15 protein-coding genes are annotated in these 17,585 nt (G+C 65.1%); 8 read left to right on the top strand and 7 right to left on the bottom strand.

The window, feature by feature from the left end:
* The first annotated feature begins 120 nt into the window (after positions 1 to 120).
* The 3 genes from mprF to AR540_RS07580 all read left to right on the top strand — a co-directional run bounded on the left by mprF (position 121) and on the right by AR540_RS07580 (position 4,661).
* Positions 121 to 2,778, top strand: coding sequence for a bifunctional lysylphosphatidylglycerol flippase/synthetase MprF (gene mprF, locus AR540_RS07590; RefSeq protein ID WP_082706935.1), 2,658 nt, complete (start codon positions 121 to 123; stop codon positions 2,776 to 2,778).
* Between the two features lie 7 nt (positions 2,779 to 2,785).
* A complete protein-coding gene (locus AR540_RS07585) occupies positions 2,786 to 4,060 on the top strand; it encodes a virulence factor family protein (protein WP_059227505.1) in 1,275 nt (424 codons plus the stop codon).
* Positions 4,061 to 4,355: 295 nt separating this feature from the next.
* Positions 4,356 to 4,661 carry a hypothetical protein gene (locus tag AR540_RS07580; protein ID WP_059227503.1) on the top strand — a complete coding sequence of 102 codons (306 nt, stop codon included), beginning with the start codon at positions 4,356 to 4,358 and terminating at the stop codon, positions 4,659 to 4,661.
* Between the two features lie 413 nt (positions 4,662 to 5,074).
* Here AR540_RS07580 and AR540_RS07575 read toward each other — a convergent pair whose 3' ends face one another.
* Complete coding sequence (locus AR540_RS07575) at positions 5,075 to 6,916, bottom strand: potassium transporter Kup (protein ID WP_059227501.1); 1,842 nt, start codon at positions 6,914 to 6,916, stop codon at positions 5,075 to 5,077.
* A gap of 306 nt (positions 6,917 to 7,222) precedes the next feature.
* Here AR540_RS07575 and rimO point away from each other — a divergent pair, with 306 nt between their 5' ends.
* Positions 7,223 to 8,548, top strand: coding sequence for a 30S ribosomal protein S12 methylthiotransferase RimO (gene rimO / locus AR540_RS07570; RefSeq protein ID WP_153014200.1), 1,326 nt, complete (start codon positions 7,223 to 7,225; stop codon positions 8,546 to 8,548).
* Here the strand turns inward: rimO and cadR are convergent.
* From cadR to AR540_RS07555, 3 genes are all read right to left on the bottom strand, one after another.
* Entirely contained in the window at positions 8,545 to 9,015 is a 471-nt protein-coding gene (gene cadR / locus AR540_RS07565; protein ID WP_059227497.1) for a Cd(II)/Pb(II)-responsive transcriptional regulator, read from the bottom strand. The two genes, rimO and cadR, sit on opposite strands and share 4 nt — an antisense overlap.
* Positions 9,016 to 9,206: 191 nt before the next feature.
* Positions 9,207 to 9,386 carry a hypothetical protein gene (locus AR540_RS07560; protein WP_059227496.1) on the bottom strand — a complete coding sequence of 60 codons (180 nt, stop codon included), beginning with the start codon at positions 9,384 to 9,386 and terminating at the stop codon, positions 9,207 to 9,209.
* Between the two features lie 170 nt (positions 9,387 to 9,556).
* A complete protein-coding gene (locus AR540_RS07555; RefSeq protein WP_059227493.1) occupies positions 9,557 to 10,957 on the bottom strand; it encodes a hypothetical protein in 1,401 nt (466 codons plus the stop codon).
* A gap of 136 nt (positions 10,958 to 11,093) precedes the next feature.
* On the opposite strand from AR540_RS07555, the gene AR540_RS07550 reads away from it, so the two are divergent.
* Entirely contained in the window at positions 11,094 to 11,345 is a 252-nt protein-coding gene (locus tag AR540_RS07550) for a CsbD family protein (protein ID WP_059227490.1), read from the top strand.
* An 80-nt stretch (positions 11,346 to 11,425) separates the two neighbouring features.
* Here the strand turns inward: AR540_RS07550 and AR540_RS07545 are convergent, their stop codons facing one another.
* The 3 genes from AR540_RS07545 to tesB form a co-directional block, all read right to left on the bottom strand.
* On the bottom strand, positions 11,426 to 11,794 hold the full coding sequence (locus tag AR540_RS07545) for a response regulator (RefSeq protein WP_059227488.1): 369 nt from the start codon (positions 11,792 to 11,794) through the stop codon (positions 11,426 to 11,428).
* Between the two features lie 25 nt (positions 11,795 to 11,819).
* Positions 11,820 to 13,268, bottom strand: a complete 1,449-nt coding sequence (locus tag AR540_RS07540) for an ATPase domain-containing protein (protein ID WP_059227487.1) — start codon at positions 13,266 to 13,268, stop codon at positions 11,820 to 11,822.
* A 112-nt stretch (positions 13,269 to 13,380) separates the two neighbouring features.
* Positions 13,381 to 14,241, bottom strand: a complete 861-nt coding sequence (gene tesB, locus AR540_RS07535) for an acyl-CoA thioesterase II (protein WP_059227485.1) — start codon at positions 14,239 to 14,241, stop codon at positions 13,381 to 13,383.
* A gap of 171 nt (positions 14,242 to 14,412) precedes the next feature.
* On the opposite strand from tesB, the gene AR540_RS07530 reads away from it, so the two are divergent.
* The 3 genes from AR540_RS07530 to AR540_RS07520 are packed head-to-tail and all read left to right on the top strand — an operon-like array spanning position 14,413 to position 17,584.
* A complete protein-coding gene (locus AR540_RS07530; RefSeq protein ID WP_059227483.1) occupies positions 14,413 to 16,032 on the top strand; it encodes a histidine kinase famiy protein in 1,620 nt (539 codons plus the stop codon).
* Complete coding sequence (locus AR540_RS07525) at positions 16,029 to 16,661, top strand: exopolysaccharide biosynthesis protein (RefSeq protein WP_059227481.1); 633 nt, start codon at positions 16,029 to 16,031, stop codon at positions 16,659 to 16,661. Before AR540_RS07530 ends, AR540_RS07525 begins: the two co-directional genes overlap by 4 nt.
* Positions 16,658 to 17,584 (top strand): histone deacetylase family protein, encoded by a 927-nt coding sequence (locus AR540_RS07520; protein ID WP_059227479.1) that lies wholly within the window; start codon positions 16,658 to 16,660, stop codon positions 17,582 to 17,584. The genes AR540_RS07525 and AR540_RS07520 overlap by 4 nt, the downstream gene beginning before the upstream one ends.
* Position 17,585: the final 1 nt, after the last annotated feature.

The following is a 17,585-nucleotide window of genomic DNA, read 5'->3' as shown; positions in this document are numbered from 1 at the left end:
GCGAACTCTGCAGCCGGAACGGCTACAAAGATTGGAACAGAGCTTTTTTACCTGTACAAGGCTTGGCAAACCGCACGCGACCAGTAATCTGACGCGCGTTTCCCGTTCAGAGGAGTTTGCATGACTGCACCTGATCCAGCCAAAGAGGTCTCCTCGAAGCCGGCATCCCCTTCGGAGCATCCTGTTTCGCCGCCTCCCGCCCTGCCCTGGCGCCTTCTGGAGAAGCTGACTGCCTATCGGCAACCCATCGAACTGGGGGTCACCCTGGTGCTCTTCGCCTTGGCACTGGTGGTCTGCTGGCACCTGCTGAGCAGCATCGATGGCGAGGCACTGCACGATGCGCTGCGCGATATCCCGCATTCGGCGCTGATCGGTGCGCTGGTCGCCGCGGCCGCCGGCTTCACCATCCTGCTGGGCTACGAGTGGTCGGCCATGCGCTTCGCCGACGTCGAGTTGCCGGCCAAGACCTGGACCCTCGGTGGCTTCACGGCCTTCGCCATCGGCAACGCGGTCGGCCTGTCCATGCTGTCTGGCGGCTCGGTGCGTTATCGCCTCTATGCGCGCAAGGGCCTGAGTGCCCTGGAAGTGGCGCAGATGACGGTCTTCTCCAGCCTGGCGCTGGGCACCGCGCTGCCGCCCCTGGCCGCCATCGCTGCCCTCACCAACTTGGACGCCTCCACCCAGGCGTTGCGCGTTCCCGAAGCGGTGATCGTCACCGTGGCCGGGCTGATCCTGGCGGGCTACGCCGTGGGTATCCTGGCCCTGCGCCGCTGGCGCGCACCGGAACAGCCCTGCGCCCATGCCCTGCACTTCCGCATCGGCAAGCGCGCACTGCGCCTGCCAACGCTGCGGCTATCGGCCCTGCAGCTGGCCATCACCATCCTCGACGTCGTCGCCGCTTCGATGGTGCTCTATCTGCTGTTGCCGACGGCGCCGCCCTTCGGCGCCTTCCTGCTGGTCTACCTGCTGGCTCTGGCCGCCGGTGTGCTCAGCCACGTGCCGGGCGGCGTCGGCGTCTTCGAAGCCGTGCTACTGGCGGCCTTCGCCAACGAACTGGGCGCGGCCCAGCTGGCCGCGGCGCTGGTGGTATATCGGCTGTTCTACGTTCTGCTGCCCTTCGTGATCGCCTGCCTGGTGCTGCTGTTCAGCGAGGGCCGGCGTCTGCTGTCGAACAGTCCGGCAGTGCGTGTGGCCTCGGGCCTCGCCGCGCCCATCCTGGCCATCCTGGTTTTTCTCTCTGGGGTGGTCCTGCTTTTTTCTGGGGTCACCCCTGAAATAGATACCCGCCTGGAAGGCATGGACTTCCTGCTTCCCCAGCGGTTGATCGATGCCTCCCACCTGGGCGCGAGCCTGATCGGCGTCGTCTGTCTATTGCTGGCGCAGGGATTGCGCCGGCGCCTGTCCGCGGCTTGGGCGGTGACCCTGATCCTGTTGTTGCTCGGCTCCCTGCTGTCCCTGTTGAAAGGTTTCGACTGGGAGGAAGCCTCGATCCTGGCGATGACGGCCGCCCTGCTGGCCATCTTCCGCAAGTCCTTCTATCGGCGCAGCCGCCTGATGGAGCAGCCCTTCTCGCCGCTGTACGTCACCGCCAGCATCTGCGTGGTGGCGGCCTCGGTCTGGTTGCTGCTGTTCGCCTACCAGGACGTCCCCTACGAGACACGCCTCTGGTGGCAGTTCGCCCTGGACGCCGATGCGCCCCGCGGCCTGCGCGCCGCCCTGGGCAGCTCGGTGCTGCTGCTGATCATCGCCCTGGGTTGGCTGCTGCGGGCCGCCCCGCCAGCCATCGAAGCGCCCACCAGCGAAGACCTGCAGCGCGCCTTCGACATTGTCCGCAAGTCCAGCCAGCCGGATGGCGGCCTGGTGATGACCGGCGACAAGGCCCTGCTCTTCCACGAGAGCGATGCGGCCTTCCTGATGTACGGTCGTCGCGGCCGCAGCCTGATCGCCCTCTTCGATCCGATCGGTCGCTCCCAGCCACGCGCCGAGCTGATCTGGAAATTCCGCGACCTCTGCGACCTGCACCATGCCCGGCCGGTGTTCTACCAGGTCCGTGCCGAGAACCTGCCGTTCTATATGGACATCGGTCTCACCGCGCTCAAGCTCGGGGAAGAGGCGCGGGTCGACCTGCATGCCTTCGACCTCGACAGCAAGGGCAAGAAGGACCTGAGATACACCTGGAATCGCGGCCAGCGCGACGGCCTTTCCATCGAGTTCCATGCGCCGGGCGAAGCGCCCCTCGACGAACTCAAGGCCATCTCCGACGTCTGGCTGGAAAGCAAGCAGGTGCGCGAGAAGGGCTTTTCCCTCGGCCGCTTCGATCCGGACTACCTGCGCCACTTCCGTATCGCCGTGGTGCGCTTCCAGGACCGGGCGGTGGCCTTCGCCAACCTGCTGGAGACCGAGCGTACCGATCTCGCCAGCATCGACCTCATGCGGGTCACCGCGGATGCCCCCAAGCAGACCATGGAATTCCTCATGCTCGGGCTGATCCTGCACTTCAAGGCGGCGGGTTACGCACGCTTCTCCCTTGGCATGGTACCGCTGGCCGGCCTGCACCCGCGGCGCGGCGCGCCCATCACCCAACGGCTGGGTGCCATGGTGTTCAGACGCGGCGAACAGTTCTACAACTTCCAGGGACTGCGGCGCTTCAAGGACAAGTTCGATCCGGAGTGGGAGCCGCGCTACATGGCCGTGCCGGCAGGACTGGACCCGCTGGTCGCCTTCGCCGACACTGCAGCCCTTATCGCCGGGGGTTATACCGGCCTCGTCAAACGTTGAGATCCCTATGCTGAAACGCGTACTCGCGGTACTGCTCGTCGTCCTGCTGATCGCCGTGGGCCTCGGCTGGTGGTGGTTCCATCGCTGGCCGTCGGCGCCGGTGGTCAAGGTAGAGGCGCAGCCGGACGGCCGCCTGCTGACCATGGCGGCGCCCAAGGGCGAGCCCCATGCCCGGGTGGTCCTGGCCACCCCGCCCGAGCTGCAGCTGGCGGACGCCGATCTGCTGAGCCTCGCCACCAACACCGGTGCCGAGATCGTTCAGTACGAGATCAAGGTGCTCAACAGCTGCCAGGCCCAGGCCGACGATTTCGCCAGTGCGGCCAAGGAGCTCAGCGGCGCCCCCACCTTCGTCGGGGGCATCGGCCCCGGTGCGGCCCGCGCCTGGCGCTGGCTGGCGACCCAGAGCGACGCCAAGGCCGCCGCCCTCAGCGTCGGCTTCAACCTGGATACCCTGGATTGCCCGGACGCCCTGCCGCCCAAGGCTGCCGCGGGCCAGTGGCATATCGCCTGGAACGACCATCCCACCGATGAATCGGCGATCTTCGTGCGCCAGCAGAGCAATGCCGACCTCACCATCGCCGACTACGGCACCGCCCTGCCGGTGGTGCTGCGCGAGCAGTTGAAGACGCGCCTGCTGGGCCAGCACAATGACATCCCGACCATCGAGATGCCGGCCGATCCGGACGTCAAGCCCGGTCACCCGGACATCGTCACCATCTTCTACTCGGGTGACGGCGGCTGGCGCGACATCGACCGCCTCTCGGCCCAGGCCATGAACGAGGCCGGCTACCCGGTGGTGGGCGTCGATGCCCTGCGCTACTTCTGGCAGCACAAGAGCCCGGAACAGGTCGCCGCGGACCTGGCAAACCTGATGCAGCAATATCGCGAGAAATGGGGTGCCAAGCACTTCGTGCTGGCTGGCTACTCCTTCGGTGCCGACATCCTGCCGGCGGTCTACAACCGCCTGCCGAAGGCTGACCAGGACCAGATCTCGACCCTGCTGCTACTGGCCTACAGCCGCAAGAGCAACTTCGAGATCGCCGTGGAAGGCTGGCTCGGCAAACCGGGCGACGAGGCTGACACCCTGCCCGAGGCCAAGCTCATTCCCGCTGCGAAGCTTTACTGCGTCTATGGCGCCGAAGAAAAGGACGAGAGCGGCTGCACCGAGTCCGGCATGGCGGGTGAGAAGCTTGAGCGTCCGGGTGGCCACCACTTCGACGAGAACTACGACAACCTGGCCGACTTCATGGTCAAGGCCATCGAGGCCCGTACGCCGCAATAGCGTGCAGCGTCCGGGCCTAAAGCCTGTTCGAAGGCTAGCGAGCTAGAGACAAGCAAGGCCTAGGCGGCCCCGCGAAGATAGCTGAGAAAGAGGACCGGGCTCGCGGGCGAGTTTACGATTGGTAAATGAGCATTGCGACGGGGCCGCCTAGGTGGGGCTGGCCTTCCAGGCCATCTTCAACGCCGCTTGGCCGACGCGCAGCAGACTTTGGACTGGCTTGAGAGCCCGGACGAACGGCTGGAACAACCAGGCGGTCCCTGGCGGTCTATGGCTGCAATAGCCACGGAGACCCGCCATGACCACACCGCTTTCCGCCGATGCCGCCAGCAAGATCCTGGTAGACGCCTTTCAACCCCTGGGCTGCGTGGTGTCTTCCGGTGCGGACGGCCACGATCTCGCCCTGGGGGTGGTCGATGCCAAGGGCAAGACGCTCTACACCGAAGAACAGCTGAGCGAAGCCGATTACCGCGATCCCCTGCGCCTGGCGGGCTACATCGGCACGGTGCGCGCCGAGCTGGAAAGCCGTGGTCAGATCCTGGACAGCTGGCAGATGCCCTTCATCACCGATCCCGACGCCCTGCCCCCACCGGCCTTCAACTAGACCTGGAAAAGCCTTCCGCGCAAGCCATGCCGATCAGTTGCGCCTTCGCCCGGTGTGTCGGAAAGGCATGGGTGACCTTGTGCAAGGGTGAAGCCTGTAGCAGCCATCGCGATCCGCCGATGCGGCTGCGCCTACAGGCACCGATTTATACCGTAGACGTCACTGTCTTCATCGCACTCTATCGCGGCCATGGGCCGCTCCTACAGGATATCCAGCCGCTGTAGGAGCGGCCGCATCGGCGGACCGCCATGGCCGCGATAAGGCTTGAGCGGTAGAGAAAAAACGCCGCGTCTCGCGAAGAGAGCACGGCGTTTTTTGTGGTCATCAGGGCAGTTGGAAGTGCAGTGTGGACTGCGATCAAGGCTTAACTGACTGGCATTACTCCCTCGGGATTTTTTGCATGACACGCCCCATCAGATCTCGACCTGGGTACCCAGCTCGATCACCCGGTTCACCGGCAGCTTGAAGAATCTCAGGTTGCCGTTGGCGTTCTTCATCAGGAAGACGAACAGATTCTCCCGCCAGGGTGCCATGCCCAGGCGCTTGGAGGCGATCACCGTTTCCCGGCTGAGGAAGTAGGTGGTGCGCATCGGCGTGAAGTCCAGGCCTTCATGCGGGCAATGGCTGAGCGCCAGGGGAATGTCCGGCTCGTCCATGAAGCCGTAGTGCAGCACCACCCGGAAGAAGCCATCGCCGAAATCCTCGACCTCCATGCGCTCCCCACGTGATACCCGCGGCCGGTCCTCGTAGCGTACCGTGAGCAGCACCACTTGCTCGTGCAGCACCTGGTTGTGCAGCAGGTTGTGCAGCATGGCGTGGGGCACCACGTCGGTCCGGGCGGTGAGGAACACCGCGGTGCCCTTGGCGCGGAACGGCGGCTGGGCGCGGATGCTGCTGATGAAGATCGGCAGCGGCAGCGCACCATCGTCCAATCGCTCGACGACCAGCTTGCGCCCGCGCTTCCAGGTGGTCAGCAGGATGAAGATGACGATGCCGGCGATCACCGGGAAGGAGCCGCCGGAGAAGATCTTCGGCGCATTGGCGGAGAAGTACAGCAGGTCCACCAGCAGGAAGCCGATCAGCAGCGGCACCATGAGCCAGCGCGGCCACTTCCACAGCAGCAGGATCACCGCCGACACCAGGCAGCTGGTGATCAGCATGGTACCGGTCACGGCCACGCCGTAGGCCTCGGCCAGATTGGCGGAAGACTGGAAGGTGAGGATCAGGAAGATCACGCCCAGCATCAGCACCCAGTTCATCAACGGGATATAGATCTGCCCCTGTTCCTGGCTGGAAGTGTGCTGGATCTGCATGCGCGGGATGTAGCCCAGCTGGATGGCCTGGCGGGTCATGGAGAAGGCCCCGGTGATGACCGCCTGGGAGGCGATGACGGTCGCCAGGGTGGCCAGGCCGATCATCGGCAGCAGCAGCCATTCCGGCGCCAGCAGATAGAAGGGGTTGCGCACGGCGGCAGGGTCGGCGAGCAGCAGGGCGCCCTGGCCGAAGTAGTTGAGCACCAGCCCCGGCAGTACCAGCAGCAACCAGGCGCGGGCGATGGGCTTGCGGCCGAAGTGGCCCATGTCGGCGTAGAGCGCCTCGGCACCGGTCAGCGCCAGTACCGCTGCGCCGAGCACGATGAAGCCCTTCACCGGATTGGCCGCGAAGAATTCCACCGCCCAGTAGGGATTGAAGGCCTTGAGCACCTCGGGCTGCTGGACGATGCCATAGACGCCGAGGGCACCGAGCGAGGTGAACCAGAGCACCATCACCGGTCCGAAGAACTTGCCGATGGTGGCGGTGCCGCGCTTCTGGATGGCGAAGATGCCCACCAGGATGATCAAGGAGATGGGTACCACCCAGGCTTCCAGACCGTCGAAGGCCAGTTCCAGGCCCTCCACCGCCGAGAGCACCGAGACCGCCGGGGTGATCATGCTGTCGCCGTAGAACAGCGCCGCGCCGAACAGGCCGAGCAGGACCAGGGTGGTGGCCAGGCGCGGCGAACCCTGGGCGGCGCGGCGGGCCAGCGCGGTGAGGGCCATGATGCCGCCCTCGCCCTGGTTGTCGGCGCGCATCACGAAGGTGATGTACTTGAGGGTGACGACCCAGATCAGCGACCAGAAGATCAGCGACAGGATGCCGAGCACGCTGTCATGGTTCAGCGGCAAGCCGTAGTGCGGCGAGAAGACTTCCTTGAGGGTGTATAAAGGACTGGTCCCGATGTCGCCATACACCACACCGGTCGCGAGAACGATCATTCCCAGTGCCGAAGGGGCTTTACCTCCGTGCTCGTGTTCCGGACGGCTCATGCAGGGCTCCTAGAGTCGAAAATCGGCGCATCCTGCGCCGAAGCGGCGCCGGGATCAAGTTGAAAAGGCCAGGGACGCAGCCGGAGCAACCGCTCAGCGCAGCGCCTCACGCACCATAGACTCTCTGGTCGGCAAAAAGCTCTGTGCCGTCGATAGAGCCCGCCTGCCCCTTCCAAGCAGCGGCAGACATGGCTAGAATCGCGCGTTTTTTGATCAAGGCGCCTCCTGAGCGCCCGCCGAGGTTAGCCCATGTCCATCCAAACGTCCGCCCCCAAGGTCGGGTTCGTCAGCCTCGGCTGCCCCAAGGCCACCGTCGACTCCGAGCGCATCCTCACCCAGCTGCGTATGGAAGGCTACGAAATCGTACCGACCTATGAAGACGCCGACGTGGTGGTGGTCAACACCTGCGGCTTCATCGACAGCGCCAAGGCCGAGTCCCTGGACGCCATTGGCGAGGCCATCGCCGAGAACGGCAAGGTGATCGTCACCGGTTGCATGGGCGTGGACGAGGGCAACATCCGCGGCGTGCACCCCAGCGTGCTGGCGGTGACCGGCCCGCAGCAGTACGAACAGGTGGTCAGCGCCGTCCACGAGGTGGTCCCGCCGCAGCTGGAGCACAATCCGCTGATCGACCTGGTGCCGCCGCAAGGCATCAAGCTGACCCCGCGTCACTACGCCTACCTGAAGATTTCCGAAGGCTGCAACCACAGCTGCAGCTTCTGCATCATCCCCTCCATGCGCGGCAAGCTGGTCAGCCGGCCGGTGGGTGACGTGCTGTCCGAGGCCGAGCGACTGGTCAAGGCGGGCGTCAAGGAGCTGCTGGTGATCTCCCAGGACACCAGCGCCTATGGCGTCGACCTCAGGTACAAGCTGGACTTCTGGAACGGCCAGCCGGTCAAGACGCGCATGCTGGAGCTGTGCGAGGCGCTGTCGGGCATGGGCGTCTGGGTCCGTCTGCATTACGTCTACCCCTACCCCAACGTCGACGACGTCATCCCCCTGATGGCCGCCGGCAAGCTGCTGCCCTACCTGGACATCCCCTTCCAGCACGCCAGCCCCAGGGTACTTAAGTCCATGAAGCGCCCGGCGTTCGAGGACAAGACCCTGGCGCGCATCAAGCGCTGGCGGGAGATTTGTCCGGAGCTGACCATCCGCTCCACCTTCATCGTCGGCTTCCCCGGCGAGACCGAGGAAGACTTCCAGTACCTGCTGGACTGGCTCACCGAAGCCCAACTGGATCGCGTCGGCTGCTTCCAGTATTCGCCGGTCGAGGGCGCCCCGGCCAACGGGCTGGGTTTGGACGAAGTGCCGGACGAGGTCAAGCAGGACCGCTGGGAGCGTTTCATGGCGCACCAGCAGGCCATTTCCGCGGCGCGCCTGCAGCTCAAGATCGGTCGCGAGATCGAGGTACTGATCGACGAGGTGGACGAGCAAGGCGCCATCGGCCGCTCCTACGCCGATGCCCCGGAAATCGACGGCAACGTCTATGTCGACAGTGCGACGCCGCTGCAACCCGGCGACAAGGTCCGGGTGCGCGTCACCGATGCCGACGAATACGATCTCTGGGCGGAAGCCATCTAACCGTACAGGCGGTGTGTGCCGGGCACATGGGCATGCCCGGCCGCACTGCACTGGGCAGTCGTGGGTGACGGCGCCGCTGGCTGGCTGAGCTCGCGCAGGATGCCGCAGCGATCACCGGCCCCCTCCCCCTGGCACTGGCGGCGCAAGGTCACCAGTTGCTCGCGCAGTTGATTCAGCTCGCGGATGCGGACTTCCACGTGATGCAGGTGGGCGCCGATCAGGGCGTCGACCTGGTCGCAGCCGGGCTCACCGGTATCGCGCAGCGTCAGCAGCGCCCTTATCTCGCCCAAGGTCATATCCAACGATCGGCAGTGGCGGACGAACACCAGCCGATCGACGTGGCTCTGGTCGTAGCGGCGGTAGTTGCTGCTGCTGCGCGCGGCCGGACTCAGCAGGCCTTCCCGCTCGTAATAGCGAATGGTTTCGACGGCGCAGTCGGTACGACTGGCCAGCTCGCCGATTCTCATGCCTCTGCCTCGCTCGATAGCTTCACCGGAGATAGCCTGACGGGAGCGGCGGCGGGGATCAAGACGGGCGAGGCGATGGAATGAAGAGGCAGGAGCAATATGGTGCGGCGAGGGAGACGGGAGTGGATGATGGATAAGGCGACGCCCTGGCGACGAGTGGATCGCCAAGGGCGTCGTAGCAAGCGCCAGTATCAGTTGGCGTTGTTCTGGTAGAGCGCGGAGGCCCGTGCCTGGTGCTCGGACTGAAACTGGGCCTGAGCATTGGCACGGATCGACTTGTTGGACAGATCACGGCTGGCGGCGGATGCCGTGCCCGACAGCAGGCCCATGAAGACGATGGCAACGAGCGCCTGGATACCTAGGACTTTCATAGCGAATACCTCTTGGTTGTGCTGCGTCGATAGACACAGCGTACTACCGGTACCAATTCGCTAAAAAGTGACCTTTTTGAGAGTGATATTTACCTATCACGAAATAATACCCGGGAAACCTTTAAGCTCCTCATCAGCTGTTTCTGCTCCGCCAGGTGCTTTGGCCCGGACTACTGCCATTCAATCAGGTGCTTTTCCAGGCCCATGGGACCGCCCGCGCCGACGCTGGTCATGTGGAAGAAGCCATAGTCCTGCAGGTATACCCAGCGACTGCGGGGCCCGTCGCTCGCGTCCCCGTGACGACAATCGAGGACCTTGGCGCGACCGCTCAGCGACGCCAGGACCTGGCGCGCATCGCCTTCGCTTACCACCTGGCAGGACACCTTGAGTTCGCGGCGCTCGGTCTGCTTGAGGGTGCCACTCAGCGCCTGCCGTGCCTGGTAGCCGACCTGGCTGCCGACCGCGAGGGTGCGCCAATCACCGGTGAAGCTCAGTTGCTCGAGAACGGCCAGTTCCTCGACCGGCAGGTTGCCGTTGTCGACCCGAGTACGACGCACCAGGTCGAGCAGGCCGCGCCAATTCAGCGCATCCACCCGCGCCCGCTTGCCCGCTGCGGTGAGGCGCAGCAGGCCCGACGTACCCACCGCCTTGACCTGAACCTCCTCCCGATAGGGATGCGTCTGGCCGTCGTAGCGGCTTTCCCCTTCCTCCACATAGCGCTGCACGCCGCTTCGCGCAGGAGGGAGGATCAGGGCCTGGAGCGCCTGCATCGGCTGCGGCTGGACGGCGGGCAGCTCGGCCAGGGGCGCCGCGACGGCAGGCGTTACGGCCGGCGCGGTGACAGCGCGCAACCGCGGAGCGGCCAGCAGGGCGTCACGACGATCACAGGCGGTTTCCAGCAGGGTACGGCGTTCCGCCGGCGCAGCGGCGAAGGCCTCCTGGGTCAGATCTACCGACTGGCCGTCGGTGATCAGTCCGCCGTCATCGAGACCGTAACGGGCGAGCAGGACGTAACGCCGCGCGGTGCAGTCCGCAGCCAGGGACTCTCGCCACTGGCGCACGGGGGCGCCATAGCGCGGAGTCTGGATCGCCGCCGCCAGCTGTTGGCCACCCCAGAACCGGCGCACACCGCCGGCATCGACCAGGCTATTGCGATCCAGCACCAGGGCATCGCCCCCCGCCGCCGTGGCCAGGGTGCGCCAATCGGTATTGGCCGGCTGAGCACAGAGCGCCTGCACCCCGGGATTGCCCTTGAGGACCGCGACCTTGGCTGCGCTCAGGGATAGCGGCGCGGCATAGCCATTCACGCGCCCGGGATAGACGCGCTGGGCACCGTCCAGATAGAGCAGCCTGGCCTCGTCCCGGACGCAGTCGAGGGCCACCAGGGCACTGCCACCTTCCGGCAGGGCCAGCGCCACTTGCAGACGGGAGCCGTCGCGCAGGGCGCTCTCGGCGACCACCGGCCGGGCGAAGAGGCCATCGGCGTCGGGGGCGGTTTCAGGGGGCTGCTGGGCGGCGCAGCCGGCCAACAGGGAGAGCAGACAGAAGGCAAAAGGACGGCTCGGGGTCATGGATCCTCTCGGCAGGAACCGCGATGGTGGTCGCGAACGGCAAATTGACCTGAACGAAATGCGTCTGGCGCGGATCAATAGAGGAAGCATGCCGCTTGGCATGACCTCTTCCGTTTCCACAACACGAGGTGCATTCATGAATACCGATCAAATCATAGGCAATGCCAAGGACGCCACCGGCAAAGTCCAGGACAGTTTCGGCGCCGCCACCGGCAATGCCGACTGGCAAGCCGAGGGCAAGGCCCGGCAACTGGAAGGCAAACTGCAGCAGCAGTATGGCCAGGCCATTGACACTGCGCGCAACGTGACAGCCGACAAGCCCTTCACCGCCCTGGCCGTCGCCGGCGGCATCGGCTTCGTGCTCGGCGTACTGCTTTCGCGTTCCTGATAGGGGACGCGGGGCTGGCAACCATGCCAGCCCTCAATGCAAAAGGCCTGCGCGAGCAGGCCTTTTGCATTGAGGGCGCTTCACTCGTCCGTGGTCAGCAGGTGCTGGCGTACGGTGTCGACGATTTCCCCGATGTTGAAGGGCTTCTGGAAGACAGCGTCGAACAGCTCGGAGCTCTCCTGGGCCAGATGCGCCTGGGCACCGCTCATGAGGATGATCGGCAGATGTTGCAGGCCTTGCCGCTCGCGCAATGCTTCGGCCAATTCACGGCCATTCATGACCGGCATCATGAAGTCGGTGATGACCAGTGACGGTAGTTCGCGATCGAATACGTCCAGCGCCCGGCGACCGTTGCTCGCTTTGACCACCATGTAGCCTTCGTCCTCGAGGGCGAAGGCCAGGATGTCTGCTATCAGAAATTCGTCATCGACTACCAGTATCGTCGTCATGCGGAAACTCTCCCCTCCGACGCGATCATGGTTGCGCTGAGGGCATGGCTGAACCTGAAAGAACCTTCACCATGTCTTTGAACGCCTTTTTCAGTTCGATTCCCGAGTGGCCTATCACCAGTTCGCACAGCGAAGGGTCGTAGAGGCTGTCCCTCACCTTGAGGATGGACAGGACCCGCTTGATTTCCGCCTCAGCCTCGACGAAGCGCAGCAGAATCAGATTGTCCACCATGCTGGAAAGTTCGGGCGCCGGGGCCGAGATGTCGGCGCCAAACACGTCGCGCAGCTCCCAGGTGGCTAGAACTGTGACGCCTTGGGTGCGCAGCTCGTTCAGTAGGGCGCTGAAGTATTCGATGAGCCGTCCTTGCGGGATGGCGAAGCGAGCGATGGCGCCAAGGCTATCGATCACCAGACGCTTGATGCCATGCTGCTTGATCAGCGTCAGCAGCTGGTGACCGACGTCGTCGATACGCAGCTCCGTGGTGGGCTGCCAATGCAGATGCAGCGCCCCCTCGTCCACACGACCGGCCAGGTCGAGACCGAGCGAGCCAGCCTTGAGATGCAAGCGCTCCGGCGGCTCGTAGAAGCCGAACATCAGCCCTGGGGCCTCGGGGGTGCAGGCGGCGAGGAAATTCAGACAGAGGGAGGTCTTGCCGGCACCCGAGGGTCCTATCAGCAGCGTCGTCGAACTCTCCGGCAGCCCCTGGTCGACCATGGCGTCCAGGGAGGCGATGCCGCTGGTCACCCGGGCGTTGCTGACCCTGTAGGTGGCACCCGCCGAAGGGTCGCGATAGAGGGTTTCCAGGCGTGGGAACACGGTGATGCCGGCATCGGAGATGGTGAATTCGTGAAAGCCTGGCAGGGCGGCGCTGCCGCGGGTCTTGCGTAGCGCCAGGCGGCGGATGCTGCGACTGCCGATCTCTTCCTCGTGCAGGTCCAGCACCCCGTCGACCATGGTGTGTTCGGGGCTGCCGTCTTCCAGGCGGGCGCTGGTGAGGAAGATCACCGTGCAGCCGGCGAAGGCGGCATGGCCCTGGAGTTCGGCGATGAATTTCTTGGTATCGATGGGGGTTTCGGCGCGTGAACGGGCATTGAGCAGACCGTCCACCACCAGCAGGCTGGCCTTCTGCCGGCTGATTTCCCGGCGCAGCAAGCGGACCACCTCGTCCAGCCCCTCGCCTTCCATGGTATCGAAGGCACTGAGATACTGGACCTGGTCGCCGATGCAGGAGCGGTCGAAGAAATCCAGCGTGGAGAAGAACTGGAACATCCGCTCGTGGGTTTCCGACAACATGGTGGCAAAGAGCACCCGGCCGCCATTGCGCACGTGGTTGAAGGCGATCTGGTTGGCCATGATCGATTTGCCGGAGCCCGGTCGACCCTGGATGACATAGGACGCGCCTGCGACCAGGCCTCCTTTCAAGATCTCATCCAGCCCCTGGATACCGGTTACGACGCGCTCGAGTCGATTCAAGAACGATGCCTCAACTATAAGATGTGTCTGGACGCCCGGCGGACGGGCATCCGGTCCTTCAGGCAAGAGCCTATAAGCGTACCGCGTAAATAGCCAGCTAGACGGGTCGATCTCAACCACGCTTGCGAATCAGGCCTTCCTGGGCGACCGAGGCCACCAGCTGGCCGGCCCGATCGTAGATGCTGCCGCGGCAGAGGCCGCGGGCGCCGCCTGCCCAGGGACTGTCGATGGCGTACAACAGCCAGTCGTCGAGGCGGAAGTCGCGATGGAACCAGACCGCGTGATCGAGGCTGGCGATCTGCAGCGAACGATCCCAGAAGCTGGTGCCATGGGGCAACAGCGAGCTGGGCAACAGATTGAAATCCGAGGCGTAAGCCAGCAGGTAGCGGTGCAGGGCCGGCTGGTCGGGCAGGTCGCCGGTGGCGCGGAACCAGACGTGGCGGACCGGTTCGCTCGGCTCGGGCTTGAAGGGATCGGTGAAGACCACCGGCCGCATTTCGATCGGTCGCGGCCCCAGCAGTTTGTCGCGCAAGGGTGCAGGAATCAGCTCGGCGTACTTCTGCGCGTGGGCGATCTCCGATTGCAGGGTCTCGGGTGCCGGCACGTCCGGCATGGTCGTCTGGTGCTCGAAGCCCGGCTCTTCTATATGAAAGGAGGCGCTGCAGAAGAAGATCGGCTGCTCGCCCTGGAAGGCGGTGACGCGGCGCGTGGAGAAGCTGCCGCCGTCACGGATGCGATCCACCTGATAGGTGACCGGTTCCGCCGCCGAGCCGGCGCGCAGGAAGTAGCCGTGCAGGGAATGCACCCGCCGCTCCACCGCCATGGTCTGGCTGGCCGCCGATAGCGCCTGCCCCAGCACTTGCCCGCCGAATAGCTGTGGAAAGCCGAGGTCCTGGCTACCGCCCCGATACAGGTCGGGAGCCAGGGATTCGAGGGTCAGCAGATCGACCAGGTTGTCCAGCACCTTGCTCATGGGGAGGGTTCCTTGACAGAGAGCCGTCATCATACGCAAAACCGGTCAGGCCCAGGGCGATGGCCCCTCGATCGACGCGACGTGGTCATCGTATAACGACGATTGGTGGAGCATGTCGGCGGAATAATGGTCACAATGAAGGTATTGCTGTCCCATCGCAGGCGTCCTTTCATGACCGAAACCTCAGCCACCTCGTTTTCCGCCTCATCCGCGTCCTCGCTGATCACGGAACTGGGCAAGGGGCTCGGACACAACGACATCTTCTTCGCTGCGGTGAAGAAGACGCGGATGCCGATGATTGTGACGGACCCGCATCAGCCGGACAATCCCATCATCTTCGCCAACGAGGCCTTCCTGCGTACCACCGGTTATGCGCTGGAGGAGGTGCTGGGGCGCAACTGCCGCTTCCTGCAAGGCCCCGACACCCGCCAGGATCATCTCGCCGAGATTCGCCAGGCACTGCACGAGCAGCGCGATTGCAACGTCGAACTGCTGAACTATCGCAAGGACGGCACCACCTTCTGGAATGCGCTGTTCATTTCGCCGGTCCTCGATCCCCAGGGCGAGCTCATATACTACTTCGCCTCGCAATTGGACGTATCCCGGCGACGCGACGCCGAGGATGCCCTGCGCCAGGCGCAGAAGATGGAGGCACTCGGCCAACTGACCGGCGGTATCGCCCACGACTTCAATAACCTGCTGCAGGTCATGGTCGGCTACCTGGACATCCTCCGGATCAATCTGGATAGGGCGGAGCTCGATCGCGACAAGGCCAAGCGCCATGTCGACAATACCCGTGAGGCGGTGAATCGCGCCGCGACCCTGACGCAGCAATTGCTCGCCTTCGCGCGCAAGCAGCGCCTGACCGGTCGCGCGGTGGATCTCAACAAGCTCATCGAGGGTCGCCAGGGACGCCTGGCCCAGGCCCTGGGCGCGCCCTTCCGCTTCATCTTCCGCCCCGCACCGGCCCTATGGAACTGCCGTCTGGACCCTATCCAGCTGGAAACGGCGCTGCTCAACATCGTCGACAACGCGCGGCTGGCGATGCTGGAGCGGGGTACCGGCACCCTCACGCTGGAAACCCTGAACGTGGAGATCACCGGCCAGGACCTGGCCCACGGCGGGCTGTCGCAGGGACACTATGTCTGTATCGCCCTGACCGATACCGGCTGTGGAATGTCCACCGACATCCTCGGACGCGCCCTGGACCCCTTCTTCACCACCCGCGAAGAAGGCCAGGGCAGCGGTCTCGGGCTGTCCACGGTCTACGGTTTCCTCAAGCAGTCGGGCGGCCTGGTCCGGCTCTATTCCGAAGAAGGCGTCGGCACCTCGGTACGGCTGTATTTCCCGGTCTCGGAAGACGAGGCGCGCGAGCATCCGACGCCCCTGCCGACCCTGCACGAGGACAGCGGCGGCTCGGAGACCGTCCTGGTAGTGGATGACCGCCCCGACGTGGCGGCCCTCGCCCAGGCGATTCTCGAGGAGGCGGGCTACCAGGTGTACGTCGCCCACAACGGCCAGCAGGCGTTGGACCTGCTGGCACGGGAGACGTCCATCGACCTGCTGTTCAGCGACCTGATCATGCCGGGTGGCATGAACGGCGTGATGCTGGCCAAGGAGGCGCAACGGCGCCAGCCTACCCTGCGCATCCTGCTCACCACCGGCTATGCCAACAACGCCCTCGAACTCGAAGAGGGCAACGGCGAGCGCTTCCCCATCCTCAACAAGCCCTATGGCCGCCAGGACCTGACGCGCTCGGTCCGCCATCTGCTGGATGTCGCCCGTCCATGAAGGACGAGGCCCTGGAGCGCGAACCGGTCAGCTGCGATACCGGGCAGGATGGGCCGGTCGATCTGCAGAGCTTTCTCGCCTGCCTGGAACGGGTAGGCAACAGTCCCGAACAGGTGTCGGTGCATCACCTGATCGACGCCATCGGCAGTCGCTCCTTCGGTCCCATGATCCTGCTGCCCGGCGTGCTGGCCATCTCGCCACTCACCGGCATTCCGGGGATCGCCACGGCCATCGCCGTCTTCGTGATGCTGGTGAGTGGCCAGTTGCTGCTCGGGCGCGACCACTTCTGGCTGCCACGCTGGGTACTGCAACGCAACGTCTCGCGGCGCAAACTGCGCAAGTCGCTCCGACTGCTGCAGAAGCCCGCCCGCTGGGTGGACAAGGTGGTCAAGTCACGCATGCGGGTGCTCACCTCGCGGCCGGCGCACTTCGTCACCGCCCTGCTCTGCATCCTGATCGCGGCGACCATGCCGGTGCTGGACCTGGTGCCCTTCGCCAATACCACGGCGGGTCTGGCGCTGACTTCCTTCGCGCTGTCGCTGATCGCCCGTGACGGCCTGCTGTTCCTGCTGGCACTGGGCTTCTGCAGCGGTATCGTCTGGTTCATCCTGGAGCTGTTGGTGATTTGAGCGCCCGCCTGCCGCTGGTCTACCACGAGGACTACAGTCCGCCCTTCCCCGCCGGCCATCGCTTTCCGATGGAGAAATTCCGCCTGCTGCACGAGCACCTGAGCGCCAGCGGCCTCCTGGGCGCGGACAACTGGCACCGCCCCGAGCTCTGCCCGGACGAGCTGCTCGCCCTGGCCCATGCCCCTGACTACATCCGCGCCTTCCAGGCCGGCGAACTGGCGCCGCCGCTGCAGCGCCAGCTGGGCCTGCCCTGGAGCGAGCCGCTGGTGCGCCGGACCATCCGCGCCGTGGGCGGCTCCCTGCTGACCCTGGAACTGGCCCTGCGCCATGGCCTGGCCTGTCATCTCGCCGGGGGCACCCACCATGCCCACCACGACCATCCGGCCGGCTTCTGCATCTTCAACGATCTGGCGATCCTGGCCCTGTCGTTGCTGGAAAGCGGGCGCGCCGGACGAGTGCTGATCCTGGATTGCGATGTGCACCAGGGCGATGGCACGGCGCGCCTCCTCGCCGAGGTGCCGGACGCCGTGACCGTGTCGCTGCACTGCGCCTCCAACTATCCAGCGCGCAAGGCCAAGAGCGACTGGGACATCCCCCTGCCCCGCGGCCTCGACGACTCCGGTTACCTGCGGGTGCTCGACGATGCCCTGAACTACCTGTTGCCCCTCTATCAACCGGACGTGGTGCTCTATGACGCCGGCGTGGACGTCCATCGCGACGATGCCCTGGGCTATCTCGACCTGACCGATGCCGGTCTCGCCGCCCGCGACGGCCTCGTCTTGCGGCGCTGTCTGGCGGCGGATATACCGGTGGTAGGGGTGATTGGCGGTGGCTATTCGGCCGATCGTGCAGCCCTGGCCCGCCGCCACGGCATCCTCCATCACACCGCTACCCAGGTCTGGCAGGAGCTGGGACTGAACTGAA

It is taken from the genome of Pseudomonas sp. EpS/L25, assembly GCF_001512295.1.
Lineage (GTDB): Bacteria > Pseudomonadota > Gammaproteobacteria > Pseudomonadales > Pseudomonadaceae > Chryseomonas.
This window is presented reverse-complemented; position numbering and strand designations above follow the sequence as displayed.